We start from the raw sequence: 17,176 nt of genomic DNA on the forward strand, positions 1-17,176 counted from the left end.
TTCTCGCTAACGTTTTTTCTTTTGAAGCTTAGCTGTATCTTCAAACTTAGTGATTGTAATTGCAGGACTTCCATATAAGTAAATTTCACTATCACCTGAAGCTGCAATTGTTATACTCTCGGTAGCAGCAATAGTTAAATCTGAATTATCCTCTAATGTTGCATCAACTGTCTTAACATCAAATTTTGGACTGTTGAAGTTGGTAGAATTATCTAATCTAATTATTGAGCTATTTGCGGAACCTTCAATAACTGCGTCTGCACGAAGATATAAATCAAAATTAGCTACTTTGCTATTTAATAAAGCATCTAGTTTACTGTTATCGCTTAATTCAATTTTTGTAGAATCTGCAGTAAGATTTAAACGTGTTTTTGATTTACCAGAACTTTTATAAGTAAAGTTTTTTGCTCTAATATTTAGATAAGCTCTAGAATTATCTGATGTTGTTAAGGTAGCATCTTTAAGTTCCATAGATGTTAATGATCGTATTTCGCCATCACCTCTAGTTTCTATATTTTGCAATGCCTCACCATAATTTACAGTAATACTGAGTTTCTTTTTTGATGTAATTCGCATCGTTTCCACAAATGTAAGAACTCCATCAACCACATCAAACTGAATGACCTCATGTAAGTTATCATCTGCTTCAACACTCACGGAAGGCTTACTATTGTAAACAATTTCAATAGAAAATTCACCATTTACAACTATCGTATGAAAGTCATCAATATAAGTTTGCTTAATGGTAACATTTCTGTCTCCCTTAATTTTTTCTTGTGCTAAAATGGTTGGTGCAGAAACCATCATTGCAACTAGAATAAGTAATATTTTTTTCATCTATTTTGTTTATTACACTATAAATATGACACAAATCAATGAGAATGTCACTTTTAAAGCTATTAAACAAAGATATACAAAAACCGTCCCAAACTCTATAAAGAATTTAAAACGGTTTGTAATTGATTGGCTGTAAGGGTTTTGTGGTTGGTTATTTTGTAAAAATATTTTAATTTATGGTAAGTTTAATTACCTCTTACGCTTCCTGATGAACTATCGGTTTTATCAACTCTTTTAGGGCTGCCAGAGTATCTAATATCAGCTCCACTCGTAGCTTTTGCGGTTAATGCTTTTGAGGTGTTTACTGAAATATCAGCTCCACTTGTAGCTTTTACCATAGATGTTTCAGCTTTTAGGTTAGAGGCTTCTATATCACTGCCACTAGTTGCCTCTGCGGTTAGATTTGTTGTTGTTCCACTAAGCTTTATATCACTACCACTTGTAGAGTGGCAGTTTAATGTTTTAGTGTTTACATCTAATTTCATGTCTGCGCCACTTGTGGTGTTTAGCTCTAAGTAATCGACTTCAATAGTGTTTGTAGAAAAAACATCACTACCGCTTGTTGCTTTAATTGCAGATATATCGGTAATATTTAAATGGACTTTTTTAGCTGCTGCGCGTCTAATATTTTCTGTGCAATAAATGCTTAACACACCGTTTTCTACTTCGGTTATAATTAGGTCGTGAAGATTTTCATCTGCTTCAACACTAAGCGCTACATCATTACTTTGTGTAATGTAAAGATCTAATCCTTGACTTACTTTAATCGATTGAAAGTCGCTGGAAATAGTTCTGTCTTCGTTCACGACATTTCTGTCGCCATCTACTCCTGTTCCCAAATTCATGGAAAAATTACAGGATAGCATTATGATGCCTAAAATACTGGTTACTACAATTCTTACTAATGTGCTCATGATTTTTATTTTTTTTATACTGAAATAGTTCAGTTTTGATTGATGTTTAATTTTCGGTAACTTCTTTTGAAGTATGACTATAACTAATAACACGTTTTAATTTCCACTCACCAGAATCGATAATCCATAAATGCGAAAACAATGCATAGTTATTACTTTTTTCATAGGTCATTTGCTCATCAGTTGAAAAGAAATGCTTCCCATTTTGCAAAGCTCCATAAAGCTCACCATTGTTGTACATAGGGAATACTTCCAAGCTCTCTACTACCAGAAATCTATACACGTTTTCAGTGTTGTCTGCTTTACAAGGTCCTTTTTTCATTGCTGTTACAAATTCTTCTTTGGAATTTGTAATTCCGCCTTTATCATGATAAAACTCTAAATCGTCAAACATAATCTTAGCACTTTCTTCAATTTTACATTTATTAAAGCCTATTTTAAAGAGTATGCTATCCTTTGCTTTTAGTGTTTTAAAAAGATCAGAACTTTTGTCCACTTGGGCTGTTGCAATACCGGAAGCCATTAGGAATCCGATACTGCACAGCAAAAGTGATTTGATTGATTGGTTCATTTTTTGATTGATTGATGGTACAAATTTGTATGATTTAATTATGGTATTCAATTTAAAACTGACGAACTGTTGAATTCTTGTTCTCAATTGTCTATATCAACACCATCTTCATTAATTTTATAGTCTACTTCAGACTTTTCTTTATTAGACGATGATTTTTCTGTTGAGGTTTCAATAAATGGCGAATCACCATCTATTTCTAAAACTTCAGCTTCAATAACTTCCTCTATACAGTCTAGACATTCTACATCGTCTCTTACTACTTTGTAATAATTTCCTTTTTCAATTTTTCTCAAAATATTATTGTTACTTAGATAACTGTAATACTTTGGGAAATTTTTATGGGTATGAATAACCGTGCCTTCAGGTAAATTAATAATTAGTAACACTTCTTGTTCACTATACTTATTGTCCACATCAGTAGATAGGTAAGCATCTAAGTCTAGATTGCCATTAGACAATGCGTAATTATAGTTAATGTTTTCAGCTCTGGTTCTGGCAATATTATAATTACTTCCTGTAGCTTTTTTTTCTATAGTAATAGATGCAACAGAATCTGTCGTAGATTTTACGATATATCTTATATCTGATGATATAATACTTTTTCCGTTGTCGTCTTCTACGATTTTAAACTCATTATTACGACTATAAAAAGAGCTGCTATATTGGTCAAATTTTAATCTACTTAATTTTATAGTATCGTTAGATTTAATGTTTAGGACTTCGGTATTGGTTACCTTGGCATCAAAAGCATGTTCTGTTGCTTGTTTTACTCCGGTAATTACAAGACCAATAATTGCCATGAGCCACAATCCAAGTAGTGTGAATTTTGCCACATTACCAATGGATTTTAAATTGTTTACCAAAATCTTAAGTCCTAAATAGAAGACAAAAAAGAATGGTATTGCAAAAGCAAAGAATAGTAGCATTGATATTAACCAAATAGGAATATTTGCAGCATTAGCAACATAGAGTAAATCCATACCTGGAAAGTGAATAGAATCTACTAAACCAACTGTGAAAAGTGCAACTATTAAAGCGATTAAAGTGCTTATGCCTACAATGATTAAGATTATTCCAATAAACTTTGCAATCACTTTTAAAAAGAACATTAAAATGGTACCAATGGTATCAAAAAAAGTTTGGGAACTCGATTTAATTTTATTTCCGTGTTTTTTGTAATCGACACTCTTTACCGTTTCCGAGATACTATCGGTAACGCTATCGAGCTCATCCATTAATTTTCCACCCTTCTCTTTAAGATTAACATTTCTTACACTTTCTGATACGGTGTCAATGCTGTCTTTAATTTTTTTTTCAATATTACTGATGTTCACAGGATCACCAGTCATTGTTAGTTTCTCGGCAGTAGTTTTGGCTTCTGGTACTAATGCCCAAAATATAAGGTATATAAATATAAATGTACCACCAGAGCCTATAGCTAATAACAACCATATTAATCTTACCCAAATACTTTCTATACCCAAATAATGACCTAAACCTGCTGCAACACCACCAACATAAGAGTTGTCAGTGTCTCTATAGAGTTTTTTAGAAGATTTAGAACTATACCTTTGTCTTGGTTGTGGTTCGTCTTCAAAGATTTCGTCATCAACCAAATAGTCTTCTGGCTGTCCCATTATGGTAATAACTTCATCTACGAGTTTAATACCTACAACTTGTTTTTCGTTTTGTATGCGTTCAGAAAAAAGCTCAGCGATACGTGCTTCTATATCTGCTATAATTTCTGACCGTCCTTGAGAGTCTGTAAATGAACGTTTTATAGCCTCAAGATAGCGCTGTAATTTAAGATATGCATCTTCGTCTATGTGGAAGAATATACCTGCTAAATTTATATTGACTGTTTTATTCATTTCTTTGATGTTTTTGTACTGGTTACTAGGTTAACTGCATTTTGTAATTCACTCCAAGTCGTGTTTAACTCATTGAGAAACAGTTTTCCTGTTTCTGTAAGACCGTAATATTTTCTTGGTGGTCCTGATGTGGATTCTTCCCAACGGTAATTGAGCAATCCTGCATTTTTTAATCTTGTTAATAGTGGATATATTGTTCCTTCTACAACAAGCATTTTTGCGTCTTTTAGTGTTTCTAGGATTTCTGCAACATAAGCATCTTCATCTTTTAAGATGGATAGTATGCAGTATTCCAGAACACCTTTTCGCATTTGTGCTTTTGTGTTTTCTATCTTCATATTAATATTGTCTTAAATTCGATTAAACTGTTCATTTTTTGATTGATTATTGATGAAATACTGAAATAACACTTCGACTGCGCTCAGTGTGACAAATCAGTTTAATTTATTTTAAAAAATTGATTGTTAATGGGTATTTATAATCGTTTCCATCTCTAGCTGCCAAACTTGCTCTTACAATAAGTGCTAACTCAACTATAAAGGCGATAATAGCTAAAGCACCTAGTCCACCTCCTATATATAACAGAGGAGAAGGTTCCCCAACATTAATATGAAAATTATCAAACCCGTGAAAATCGATAACATCTAAGCCCCTAAATAGTTTAAAGATGAAAAACGGAACACTAATAGTTCCTATAATAATGGCATATAGCAAAACACTAATCTGAAAATTAATGGCTTGCTTACCATGGGTATCTATAAACTCAGATTTCTCTTTATTGGCTGCCCATAATATTATTGGACCTATAAAATTTCCAAACGGAATTATAAATCTGGAAAAGGTTGAAAGATGTATAAATGTTGCTAAATTTTTGTGATGATTGTCTACCATTTTAAAAAGTATATAATAGTTTCTTATACAAATATATGTCTTTAAAAAGGTATTATGTTACGCATAGTACTAAAAATTAACATTTTATTAACATTAGTGAAGTTGAATATTTTCGATTATTTTAGTGCAAAATATGGTTAATACTTATGAATATAACTCCATCTAAACTCAATAAATATCTAATGTTTAAGCTGCCTGCTGCTTATTTTACAGGTGTGAGAACCAAAGAAATAAATAAAAACTCTTGTGTTGTCACCGTTAAACATCGTTGGGTAAATCAAAATCCTTTTAAGTCTATGTTTTGGGCAGTACAAGGTATGGCTGCGGAGCTAACCACTGGTGCTTTGGTGATGCAAAAGATAAGAGAGAGTGGAAAAAAAATATCTATGTTAGTGGCCAGTAATAATGCTTCATTTACAAAAAAAGCAACAGGAATAATAACTTTTAAGTGTGAAGAAGGGTTAAAAATAGATGAGGCTATAGCAAAAACTATTGAAACAGGAGAAGGACAAACGGTTTGGTTAAATGCTAATGGAGTAAATGAAGAAGGTGTAGAAGTGTCGTCTTTTAATTTTGAGTGGACTTTGAAAGTGAAATCCTAATGTCATTAAGAACAAAGTGAAGCAATCTTTTTTATTGTAACAAAATGTAATTTTATACAACATATAAAGGAATCAATCAAAAACATTAAAATAATAGAATCATGGAAAAATTACCAGACTTTTCAGATAGAAATGCCCACGAAATAGATTACCGCATTTATGGCGAAGAAATGCAGTATGTTGAAATAGAGCTCGATCCGCAAGAAGCAGTTATTGCAGAATCAGGAAGTTTTATGATGATGGACGATGGTATTAAAATGGATACCATTTTTGGTGATGGTTCTCAAAACGATAAAGGGTTTTTAGGAAAAATATTAGGAGCAGGTAAGCGTATATTAACAGGCGAAAGTTTATTTATGACAGCCTTTTACAATGACCTTACAGGCAAACGAAATGTCTCTTTTGCTTCACCTTATCCAGGAAAAATTATTCCAATTGATCTTAATGAATATAGAGGAAAGTTTATCTGTCAAAAAGATGCTTTCCTTTGTGCAGCCAAAGGAGTAAGTGTTGGTATAGAGTTTTCTAAAAAATTAGGACGCGGCCTTTTTGGAGGTGAGGGTTTTATAATGCAAAAGTTAGAAGGAGATGGTATGGCATTTGTACATGCAGGTGGAACCATGGCCGAAAAAACTTTACAACCAGGTGAAACCTTACGCGTAGATACGGGTTGTATCGTTGGTTTTACCCAAGATGTGGATTACGATATTGAGTTTGTAGGAGGTATAAAGAATTCTATTTTTGGTGGTGAAGGTTTGTTCTTTGCTAAGTTAAGAGGGCCAGGAAAAGTCTATATACAATCTTTACCATTTAGTAGATTGGCAGATAGAGTTATAGCTTCAGCTCCGAAAGCAGGAGGTAAGAGTAGAGGCGAAGGAAGTATTCTAGGAGGTTTAGGTGATTTATTGGATGGTGATAACCGGTTTTAGATTTTAAAAAAAGATAAGAAAGCTTTACAAAAGGTTGTGTTTTAACGCAACCTTTTTTGTTTTGATTAAATTAATTGGGTTCGAAGCTTTTATTTGGGATTGCCTATTTACAGGCATAAATAAAAAAATAGCCGGTTTACTAAATATTTTCAATAAGAGTTGTAGTACCTAAGCGTTTTGTAGGATAAATAAAAAATTAGAAATTGATATAAAGCGAGTATTGCTTGTTTATTATTTTAAATCTGGTTTAAATTATTCTTTAAAAAGTAATTTACCAATCACACTTTTTTTTATCCCTTTTAACGATAATTATTGCCATGAGTAGTCTTTGCGTAGCAATAGTTTTTTACTGGGTTTTGGTTTTTATGATATTTGATAGTAATAACATATTAACCAATTTAATTATGAAAAAAACTACTACTTTACTATTGCTATTACTTTTTTGCATTGGGTTTGGTCAATCACAGCAAGATGTTGATTGGACGAAAATGAGTAATAACAAAGGAGCTACATTCTACGAGGTGCAAAACAACTTTAATGATTATTGGAGAAATAAAACTGTTGAAAGAGGTAAAGGTTATAAACCTTTTAAACGTTGGGAAAGTTATATGGAGTCAAGAGTATATCCTTCAGGTGATATGAGTTTGCCTTCTCAAACTTACAGTAATTTTTTAAAATGGGGAAGAGCTAATTTTACACTAGCACAAAGATCAAAAGCTGCTGTCAGTAATTGGAAACCACTTGGGCCAATAGGTGCAGCTTCAGGACCTTCGCCATACACTACGACTGGAGCTGGTCGTGTTAATTTTTTACGTTTTGATCCAAATGATTCAAGTATTATGTATCTAGGAACACCAGATGGAGGTTTGTGGAAATCAACCAATTCTGGCTCAACATGGACAACAAATACCGACTTTTTAAGCGTTATAGGTTGTTCAAGTTTAGCAATTGATCCTACAAATACGTCAACTATGTATTTGGTAACGGGAGATATAGAAGGCAATACAAATAGTATTGGAATATTAAAATCTACCGATGGCGGCATAACCTGGAATACAACAAGTTTAGCTTTTCCAGTGTCGAATTTATGGAGTTTAAATAAGTTATTAATGGATCCTAATAATCCTCAACGAATGATTGTTTCTAGTAATGTGGGTGTTTGGTATACAACAGATGGCTGGGCTACAAATTCGTATTCAGATGTTGGAAGTGCATTAAAAGATATGGAATTTAAACCTGGTGATGCAAATACAATCTATGCTTCAGGTACAAAACTCTATAGATCTACAGACTTTGGGTCAACTTGGACACAAGTAACAAATGGTATACCTACAACAGGTGTTTCACGAATAGCACTTGCAGTAACGCCTGGAAATAGTTCTTATGTATATGCATTAATTGGAAAGTCGAGTGATCAATCGTATATGGGTACATATCGCTCTACAAATAGTGGAGTTAGTTTTACGACCATGTCTACTTCACCAAACTTATTGGGTTATGCTGAAGATGGTTCAGATTCAGGTGGTCAGGCATTTTATGATTTATCAATTGTAGCTTCACCATCAAATGCAAATAATATCACGGTAGGTGGTGTTAATCATTGGAGATCATTTGATGGAGGTGCCACTTGGGAGAATACTTCAGTATGGGATTCTGGTGAAATACACGCCGACGTACACGAACTTGTTTATCAACCAGGAAGCTCAACAACAATGTATTCTTGTAATGATGGAGGTATTTTTATTTCTACGGATAATGGTAATCAATGGACAGATATTAGTGGTGATTTGGCTATTGGTCAAGTTGTTAAATTAGGGTTGTCTGCTAATAACGCAAACAGAATAGTTGCAGGAGAACAAGATAATGGAACTATACTAAATACATCAGCATTAAATGACTGGTATGCTATTAATGGTGGTGATGGTGGTGAATGTTTTATTGATTATACTAACAATGATATAATATATGTGCAGTATGTTGAAGGTAAGTATAGTCGAGTAGAGTATCCTGGGCCTACAAAAACAGATATACAAACAGGACTTCCGCCTAATATAGATTTTTATAGTCCATTTAAAATGGATCCTGTCAATCATTTGAAGATTTACTCAGGTGGTACACCAACTTTATATGCGTCTACAAACCAAGGTGATAATTGGTCAGCTTTAGGAACATCTTCAGGGACTGGAAGTATAAAAGATTTTGTTGTTGCTCCTAGCGACCCAACAGTAATATATACCATACAACATGATGCTATTTCTAAATCAACTAATTCTGGAACTTCATTTACAGATATTACAGGTTCTTTACCAACATGGGCAGCTTCGTTGTCTAGCGTAACGGTTTCAAATATAGATGCTAATAAAGTTTGGGTTACGTTTTCTGGTTATTCGAGTACTGATAAAGTGTTTAAATCATTAGATGGTGGTGCCACATGGACTAATATTTCTGCAGGATTGCCTAATCTACCAATGAATACTTTAGTTTTTAGAAACGGAGGTAATGCTGATGAAATATATGTCGGAGCTGATGTTGGTGTATATATTATTAATAACAACATAAGTGAATGGCAGCCTTATTTAACTAATTTGCCAAATGTTACTGTAAGAGATTTAGAAATCTATTATCCAACTAATAAATTAAGAGCAGGTACTTATGGTAGAGGTGTGTGGGAAACTGATCTTAATACCGAAACATTGGGAGTTGATAATGTAAGTATAGATAGTTCAGTAAATGTCTTCGTTGATAATAACGATAACTTGCAAATAAAGTCTTCATTACATCTTATTAGTAATGTTGAAATTTATGATATTCTAGGAAAGAAAGTATTTGAAAAAGAAAATATTAATTCTTTAGTTTTAAATCAGCAATCCATCACTAAAAGTCAACGTATATTATTTGTTAAAACCTCATTATCTAATGGTTTAACAGTTACAAATAAGATAGTGTTTTAAACTTTAAATTTAAGTTAGTAAAAATGTCCTAGTTAAAGGTTGCTAGGACGTTTTTTTTTTTTTTTTTTAGTCATTGGAAATCAAGATGATGATAGATTNAAATCAAGATGATGATAGATTTTATTTTGGAAATGAAAAAGAGTTCATTATTGTAGGTTTTTACTTTTGTTGGCAATCGTACGGTAGGTGTTATTGGTGAAAATAATCTGCAAATTCTTTATTTAGAATTACAAGATGGTATATTATCATTGAGCTACCAAACTATAGTAAGATGTTTGGTTTTTTGATATAAAAATGTAAGAAAGTTATTCAAGAGGTTGTGTTTTTAACGCAACCTTTTTTATTTTTTACATCTATTAGTTATATTAGATATCAATAAACATTAATTTTTAACGTTGTTATTATTGCTGTTAATCAATCTTTATTCTTATGAAATTACCTTTTTCAACATTAGTCCTGTTCTTTTTCTTTAATTATGGTTTTGCGCAAATTGTAAATATTCCTGATGCTAATTTTAAGAATGCACTTTTAAACCACAATCCAGTTATAGATACAAATGGAGATGGGGAAATTCAGGTTGCTGAGGCAGAACTTGTGACAGTAATTGATATTGGCTCCGTAAGTATTTCTTCTATTGAAGGTTTGGAGGCTTTTGTTAATCTTATGGAATTAGAACTCAGTAGTCTTGCTATTAACGATTTAGTTATTGGTAATTTGCCAAATTTAGAATCATTGCACATCTTTAGTTTTTATGCTTCTAGCTTAGCTTTAAATAACCTACCAAATTTAAATGAATTAAACGTTGGATCTAACCAAAATGAACTTTTTGATACAATAGATTTTAACAATTGTAATAATCTTGAGGTTTTGATTTTAAGTGATACATTTTTTATATCTAGTTTGGATTTGAGTCAGTTGATGAATTTGAAAGAGATTCATTTATATGCTCTAAGTTATTTAGAAAATTTAGATATATCAAATAATATATATATCGAAACGTTTAGTTTATCAGCAACAGGAATCACTCAATTAGATTTCAGCAACCAGCCAAATTTAGAATCATTAAATGTCTATTGGCAAGGTTTAAATTACTTGGATATTTCTAGTAACTCAAATCTTATTGATCTTCAAATCGATGGAGGTAATTTTGATAATTTAGATTTAAGTCAGAAGCCTAATTTAAACGTTTTAAATTTAGGCGCAATCACTGCGGAGTGGATTAATTTAAAAAACGGGCATACACCAAGTCAGTGGTTTAATGTTTCAACATATATTAATGTGGATTATATTTGCGCAGATGAAAGCGATATAGAGATATTAGAGAACCTTAATTTAATTTACAACCCTATTATTAATTCTTATTGCTCATTTACACCAGGTGGAGAATACTACACTATAGAAGGTGAAAGCAGAGTAGATGCCAATAACAATGGCTGCGATGCTGGCGATAATTTTTACCCAAACATAAAATTCAACATTACAGATGGCACTAATAGCGGAACCTATTTAGCAGACAATTCGGGCAGCTACAATATACCTATCTCAGAAGGCACTCATACCATAACACCTGTTTTAGAAAACAATGGTTACTTTACTGTATCTCCAAGCACGGCTACAGTAACTTTTCCAGATGATGGTAATCCATACATTCAGGATTTTTGTATAACTCCAAATAGTGTACATAACGATGTAGAAGTATTTATAGTACCTACAACTGGCGCAGTTCCAGGTTTTGATTCTGAGTATAAAATTATTTATAGAAACAAAGGCAATACTATTCTAAACGGAACAATAGATTTGACTTTTGATGATGATTATATGGATTTTCTATCAGCAAACCCAACAGAAGCTGCTAACAATACTGGAAACCTTCAGTGGACTTATGTAGATCTTCAACCTTTTGAAAGCAGGGAAATATGGGCAAGTTTTAATCTTAATACACCAACTGATACCAATTTTCCTTTAAATAGTGATGATATTTTAGACTTTGATGTATCCATAAGTCCTAATACCAGTGACGAAACACCAAGTGATAATACATTTGCATTAAAACAAGTCGTTGTTAATTCATACGACCCAAATGATATTAGATGCTTAGAAGGCGATACTATATTGCCAGAGCAAGTAGGTGACTTTGTACATTACATTATTCGCTTTGAGAATTTAGGAACAGCTAATGCCACAAACGTAGTTGTAAAAGATATTATTGATGAAAGCAAGTATGATATTTCAACACTTATGCCTCTTAATGGCAGTCATAATTTTACAACAAGAATAAGAGAAGGCAATATTGTAGAATTCATTTTTGAAGGCATCAATTTACCTTTCGACGACGCTAATAATGATGGTTATCTTGTTTTTAAAATCAAAACATTAGAAACGCTGGTTTTGGGCGATGCATTTATCAACCAAGCCGAAATTTATTTCGATTTTAATTTTCCTGTTATTACAAATGACTACACAACAACAGTTCAAGAAAATTTGGGTGTAAATGATTATGACCGTTTTGAATTTAATCTTTATCCTAATCCTGCAGAAGATGTTGTAACAGTTACATCAAATATAAGCTTGGACACAATTAGAATTTTCGATGTTAATGGTAGGCTAATTAAAACTGTTAATTCAATAAGTCAGGATTTTGAGAATTCAATTAATGTTTCCTCATTAACGTCTGGATTATATTTTATAGAGTTAAAATCTGGTACAAGTCTTAAGACTTTAAAATTTGTAAAAAACTAACAGATAGTTTAAAATATTTGATTATCAGATACTTAAAATGTAGGAATTCCCTTTTAATATCATTTAGGCTAAACGTTGTAATTTAACTTTTAACATAATAAGGTGTTAAACTTCCCGAATTGTTTTAATTTTTTCATAACTTCATATCGTTAATTGAAACAATAGCCTATAGAGAAAATTACTTTTTGTTGAACCTAAAAACTTAAAATTACCTATGGCGAGAGCAATGTACGAGTACACTAAAACTGTGCTCAGCAAGGTTAGTTTTGATGCGACATTATTCTGTAAAGAAGTACAAAAAGCGGTAAAAAGACTACTGCCTCACGAACTTGAAGAATTAAGAATTTTTATTCAGTCCCTAATCAATCAAAACCCAGAATTAAATCAATGTTTAATATATTTAAAAGCATAAAAAAAGAGCGACTTTAAAGTCGCTCTTTTTTTTGTAGATATTTTAATCCCTTTTTTGTTGTACGAATTTGTTTTCATTTGTTAAAAAAAGTTTAGATTCGTAGTTCATATTTCCATATAAGCTAATGAATTTCAGGGTTACTATATCCAAAACTTGTATTTTATTTTTGGTTGTAATGTGCCATTCCTATATTGGATTGGCTCAGAAAAACCAACAAAAACAGTATTTGAGATATCTAGACTCTGCCGATTCTAAAATATCCTATAAGCCAGATACTGCTATGCGGTACTTAGACTCTATACCTTTTCCCTTAGAAAAAAGTATAAAAGGTAATTTAGGTTGGTATTATCAACTTAAAGCCTTGGTGTATGAAAGTAAAGGGGAACAAGCAGAGCTCTTTAAAAACTTTTTACTCTCACTACAGTATGCAGAGAAAGAAGAAAATTATAAGATTGCTGGATTTGCCAGTTGCGAATTATTCTATAATCTCTATATCACTGATAAGGATTCAGTTGCCTATGAATACTTAGACAAAGCTAAATACTATTATGAAAAAGCGAATGATAAATTTGGACTTTTAGATGTAATGCAAGCACCGGCAACAGTAGAATTTCATGATGGTAATCATAACAAGAGTAATGAATTAATCTTGTCAAAGCTAGATTATTATAAATCCATAAAGGAAGATGGCTATTATTACATGTTTTCTGTGTTTATGTTGGCTTCAAATTATATACATCTGGATGATAGTGTTAATACCAGAAAGTATTTTAGAATCTTTAAATCACTTGAAAATGACAGTACTATTTCTTCAAGTTTGTACAAAAGACATAAAGTTTCCTTGCTTATATGTTCTACAGAACCATTCTTAAAAACAAAAAAGATGGATTCTGCTGCATATTATTTCAACGAGGCCAAAGCGTTAAGGCAGTACATGAATGATGCTGATGTAAAAAATTATTTCAATAATCTTATTACTTACTACGACAAATTAGGTAATAAGGAAGCCCGAGAAAGTTATACTGATTCTTTGGATAATTATCAAAATGAATTATTTAACAGTGCAATGAGCGTGAATTTTAATGTAAGTTCTTCTTTGGCTCAAACCAAAGAAGAACTTATAGAGGCATCTCATAAAAAAGAGTTAAATCGGTTTTGGATAGTTATTCTAATACTTCTTCTTATTGTTTTAATCGCTTTTGTGTTGTTGAGTTATAAGCAGATTAGAAATAAAATATTAGAACTAACTAAGCGGAAGAAGGACTATAATTATTTGCAGGAAAATCATGAAAAACTAAAAGCAAAAACCAAAGGCTTAGAAAGTTTTATAGAACAAATAAAAAATAACATTAAAGAAGTTTCCAAAATAGACGATAAAGATGTGCAGAGGCAACAAATTAAAGAGTTGTACACGAGTATTCGTCAAAATTCTTCAACCTTGTTAATTGAAGGTGAAAGCCATTTTCAGTTAATTAATAAACTTAATATCGATTTCTTTAACAACTTGTCTCAAAAGCATCCAGAATTAAATGAGTCGGAAATAATCATTTGTTACTATTTATTCACAGGTTTTAAAAATAAAGAGATTGCGGCATTTCTTAATACGTCTATTAGGTCTGTTGAAAGTAAAAGGTACCGTATCAGTAAAAAGCTTCAGACCAAAAAAAATGGAAATAGCCTTGTTCAATACTTAGTTGAGACTTTTAAGGACTTTTCATAAGAGATTCTTCTGCTTTCCATTTGCCATGTGGCAAAATGTTAAAATAACATATCATTTTTTTAACTGCGTAGTTAGTGCGTAGTAATATTTATTGCGGTTTTAGGATGGTTAGAGATATTTGTATTAGCTATTTTAACCAAATTATTTACTTATGAGAAAAATTTACATTTTAATTCTATGTCTATGTAGTTCAGTTGTATTTGCACAATCCTTGGACTATAAAAAAGCTTCCGCAAAACCAGGAAGTAATTACTTCGAAATTGTTAATGAAGTACGAAATGAAATTGCAATGAAGAAAAGCGCTACAGCTTTTTCTAAAGCTGATATCAAAGCAGAAAAGCAATTTGAAAGATGGGCTTACTACTGGAAAGATAGGGTAGATGCTCAAGGGAATTTTCCAAGCGAGTTAGAAGGTTGGTACAATGCCGGTCTAATCAACGCTGATGGCTCTATTAATTTCCCATATACTACGATGTCAAAGTCTAGCCAAAGTTTGCAACAATGGACTAATGTTGGCCCACAAACTGTGCCAGATGCTAATGGTTATCCTAATTTCCCACAAATGGGTAGGTTGACCAATTTTATGCGATTTGTAAAAGTGCCTACGGCAGAAAATGTTCTTTTTGTTGGCGCTCCAAATGGTGGTATATGGAAATCAATTGATAATGGGAATACTTGGGTGCCAAAATTAGACTTTGTTGCAGGTATCGGTGTTACAGATATAAAGAGTGCTTCTACTGATGCTAATAATCCAGGCACTATTTATGTTTCTACAGGAGACTATGATGCTGACCATATTAAATCTATTGGTGTCTTAAAATCAACAGATTTTGGTGAAACGTATCAATCCACGGGATTAACATTTAGCCTTGCAGACAGAGAATCTACATCTAACCTTATTGTAATTGATAACAATACGGTAATTGTTGGTACTAATAAATATATTAAGAAAACTACAGATGGAGGTGCTACTTGGACTAATGTATATACACACCCATATCCTGATGCGCAAATAGGAAAATTTCATAGACATGGTTCAAATATTATGTGTGCCGATAGTTGGGGAGGTTTAATGTTTTCATCAGATAATGGTACGACATGGACAGCCATAAAATCTGAAGGAGTCAGTTATGAGCGTCATTCGGTAACTGCTGATGCTGCAACTGGTATTTTTTATGTGCAAGCAAAATCAGGGCAAATATCTACATACAACCCGAGTGCAACGACTCCAGCATTGACCACATTGGGTAATCCTACTACAAATTATAACCCTCAAGGCGCATATAATATGGCTTTGGTAGTAAAAGATGGTTTAATTATTAGTGGAGGAGTAGATGCCATTAATTCTGATAACAATGGAGGTGTTTGGTACACGACTTTAAATAATGCATGGGAAGATAATAGCTCTGCTGGTTCTTATGGGCATGCAGATATTCATGAAATGGGTTATTTAGATTCTGGTTATTCATTTTGGGCTGTTAACGATGGAGGCTTAATATATGTTACGTACCCAACCAAATCAGAAGAGAAACCAACAGTAGATTATAAATCTGACGGAGTTATTATTACACAGTTATATTCAGTAGCAATTTCTCCACAGAGTGAAGACCATAAAATTATGGGTAACCAGGATAATGATGGTTATAGCCTAGAGATGAAGGATGGTACACTTAAATGGGTTGCAGCATTGGCTGGTGATGGTACATGTACAGCAATTGATTATAATAACCCAAGTATTAGATATTTAGGGGCACAAAACGGAGCACTTATTAGAACTGATACAGGCTTTGCAAACAATTATGATGGAGATGTAGATCTTACGACACCGACTTCAGGTGCACCTTTCGTTTGGACTTTAAAAATGAATACGACCACTTCAACAACTTTGTATGGTGGTTTTGCAGAAGTTTATAAGTCCACAAATAAAGGAGATACTTGGACTAACCTAAACTCTGGTGCTGGTCAAATAGAATATATTGATACCTACGGTAACAACTTATTTGTTATTGGAGAAAACGGAGGAAGAAAATCTCTTAACGATGGAGGTGCATGGTCAACCCTTGTGGAACCTGAAGCATCAGCCAGAATGAACTCAGTAACCTTTAATCAAACCAATGCAAATATAGTTTATGCTACTGTAAGAGGATATGTTGACGGTTCAAAAGTATTTAAGTCAACTGACGGAGGTGGTACATGGACTAATATCTCAGCAGGATTACCTAATATTTTAATGAAGCAGGTTATTTTAAAGCAGAACCAAACTGAAGAAATTTTGTTTTTAGGCACCGAACTAGGAGTTTACTACAAAGTGGGTACAGATAATTGGTTGCCATTAGGTCAAGATTTACCAAATGTTATTATCAATGACCTAGAAATTAATTACACAGTAGATAAATTGGTTGCTGGAACCTATGGAAGAGGTCTATGGGAAATAAGTATCAACAACAGTACTTTAGGTGTTGATGAGGTTGAACTAGAAGGAAGTATTGCACCATCTATTTTCCCTAATCCGGTTTCAAACGGTGTATTAAATATAAAATTAGATTCTGCGACACCAGAACTAGATTATGTAATGTATAACGTTATTGGAGGTATTGTAAAACAAGGAAAACTTGTAATGGGTAATAATGAGTTAGATGTTACCAATGTTTCATCTGGAACTTATGTTGTAAGAATGACCAGTGGTAAGTACACTTCAACTCAAAAAATTATAATTGAATAAGATAATACCAATTT

The 17,176-nt window shown here is 32.5% G+C and carries 13 protein-coding genes; 7 read left to right on the top strand and 6 right to left on the bottom strand.

The features are described from left to right. Nucleotides 1–6 precede the first annotated feature (6 nt). The 6 genes from ACFFGA_RS13035 to ACFFGA_RS13060 all read right to left on the bottom strand — a co-directional run bounded on the left by ACFFGA_RS13035 (nucleotide 7) and on the right by ACFFGA_RS13060 (nucleotide 5,087). Nucleotides 7–837, bottom strand: coding sequence for a GIN domain-containing protein (locus ACFFGA_RS13035; protein WP_386064731.1), 831 nt, complete (start codon nucleotides 835–837; stop codon nucleotides 7–9). A 185-nt stretch (nucleotides 838–1,022) separates the two neighbouring features. Further along, entirely contained in the window at nucleotides 1,023–1,751 is a 729-nt protein-coding gene (locus tag ACFFGA_RS13040) for a head GIN domain-containing protein (protein WP_386064733.1), read from the bottom strand. A gap of 46 nt (nucleotides 1,752–1,797) precedes the next feature. Continuing rightward, nucleotides 1,798–2,322 carry a nuclear transport factor 2 family protein gene (locus tag ACFFGA_RS13045; RefSeq protein WP_386064734.1) on the bottom strand — a complete coding sequence of 175 codons (525 nt, stop codon included), beginning with the start codon at nucleotides 2,320–2,322 and terminating at the stop codon, nucleotides 1,798–1,800. 83 nt (nucleotides 2,323–2,405) lie between these two features. Beyond that, on the bottom strand, nucleotides 2,406–4,196 hold the full coding sequence (locus ACFFGA_RS13050) for a PspC domain-containing protein (protein WP_386064736.1): 1,791 nt from the start codon (nucleotides 4,194–4,196) through the stop codon (nucleotides 2,406–2,408). Then, nucleotides 4,193–4,534, bottom strand: a complete 342-nt coding sequence (locus ACFFGA_RS13055; protein ID WP_386064738.1) for a PadR family transcriptional regulator — start codon at nucleotides 4,532–4,534, stop codon at nucleotides 4,193–4,195. The genes ACFFGA_RS13050 and ACFFGA_RS13055 overlap by 4 nt, the downstream gene beginning before the upstream one ends. Before the next feature lie 106 nt (nucleotides 4,535–4,640). Continuing rightward, on the bottom strand, nucleotides 4,641–5,087 hold the full coding sequence (locus ACFFGA_RS13060; protein ID WP_386064740.1) for a DUF4870 domain-containing protein: 447 nt from the start codon (nucleotides 5,085–5,087) through the stop codon (nucleotides 4,641–4,643). Nucleotides 5,088–5,233: 146 nt separating this feature from the next. Here ACFFGA_RS13060 and ACFFGA_RS13065 point away from each other — a divergent pair, with 146 nt between their 5' ends. From ACFFGA_RS13065 to ACFFGA_RS13095, 7 genes are all read left to right on the top strand, one after another. Further along, complete coding sequence (locus tag ACFFGA_RS13065; RefSeq protein WP_386064742.1) at nucleotides 5,234–5,689, top strand: DUF4442 domain-containing protein; 456 nt, start codon at nucleotides 5,234–5,236, stop codon at nucleotides 5,687–5,689. Nucleotides 5,690–5,790: 101 nt separating this feature from the next. Beyond that, nucleotides 5,791–6,618 carry a TIGR00266 family protein gene (locus ACFFGA_RS13070; protein ID WP_386064743.1) on the top strand — a complete coding sequence of 276 codons (828 nt, stop codon included), beginning with the start codon at nucleotides 5,791–5,793 and terminating at the stop codon, nucleotides 6,616–6,618. Between the two features lie 404 nt (nucleotides 6,619–7,022). Then, nucleotides 7,023–9,569 carry a DUF8694 domain-containing protein gene (locus tag ACFFGA_RS13075; RefSeq protein WP_386064745.1) on the top strand — a complete coding sequence of 849 codons (2,547 nt, stop codon included), beginning with the start codon at nucleotides 7,023–7,025 and terminating at the stop codon, nucleotides 9,567–9,569. A 429-nt stretch (nucleotides 9,570–9,998) separates the two neighbouring features. Then, nucleotides 9,999–12,308 (top strand): T9SS type A sorting domain-containing protein, encoded by a 2,310-nt coding sequence (locus ACFFGA_RS13080; RefSeq protein WP_386064747.1) that lies wholly within the window; start codon nucleotides 9,999–10,001, stop codon nucleotides 12,306–12,308. A gap of 214 nt (nucleotides 12,309–12,522) precedes the next feature. After that, nucleotides 12,523–12,720 (top strand): hypothetical protein, encoded by a 198-nt coding sequence (locus ACFFGA_RS13085; protein ID WP_008270989.1) that lies wholly within the window; start codon nucleotides 12,523–12,525, stop codon nucleotides 12,718–12,720. A 226-nt stretch (nucleotides 12,721–12,946) separates the two neighbouring features. After that, nucleotides 12,947–14,440: a helix-turn-helix transcriptional regulator gene (locus tag ACFFGA_RS13090; protein ID WP_386064749.1), complete on the top strand. Its 1,494-nt coding sequence runs from the start codon at nucleotides 12,947–12,949 to the stop codon at nucleotides 14,438–14,440. A 151-nt stretch (nucleotides 14,441–14,591) separates the two neighbouring features. After that, nucleotides 14,592–17,162: a T9SS type A sorting domain-containing protein gene (locus tag ACFFGA_RS13095; protein WP_386064751.1), complete on the top strand. Its 2,571-nt coding sequence runs from the start codon at nucleotides 14,592–14,594 to the stop codon at nucleotides 17,160–17,162. Nucleotides 17,163–17,176 lie beyond the last annotated feature (14 nt).

It is taken from the genome of Winogradskyella pulchriflava, assembly GCF_042434315.1.
Taxonomy (GTDB): Bacteria; Bacteroidota; Bacteroidia; order Flavobacteriales; family Flavobacteriaceae; genus Winogradskyella; species Winogradskyella pulchriflava.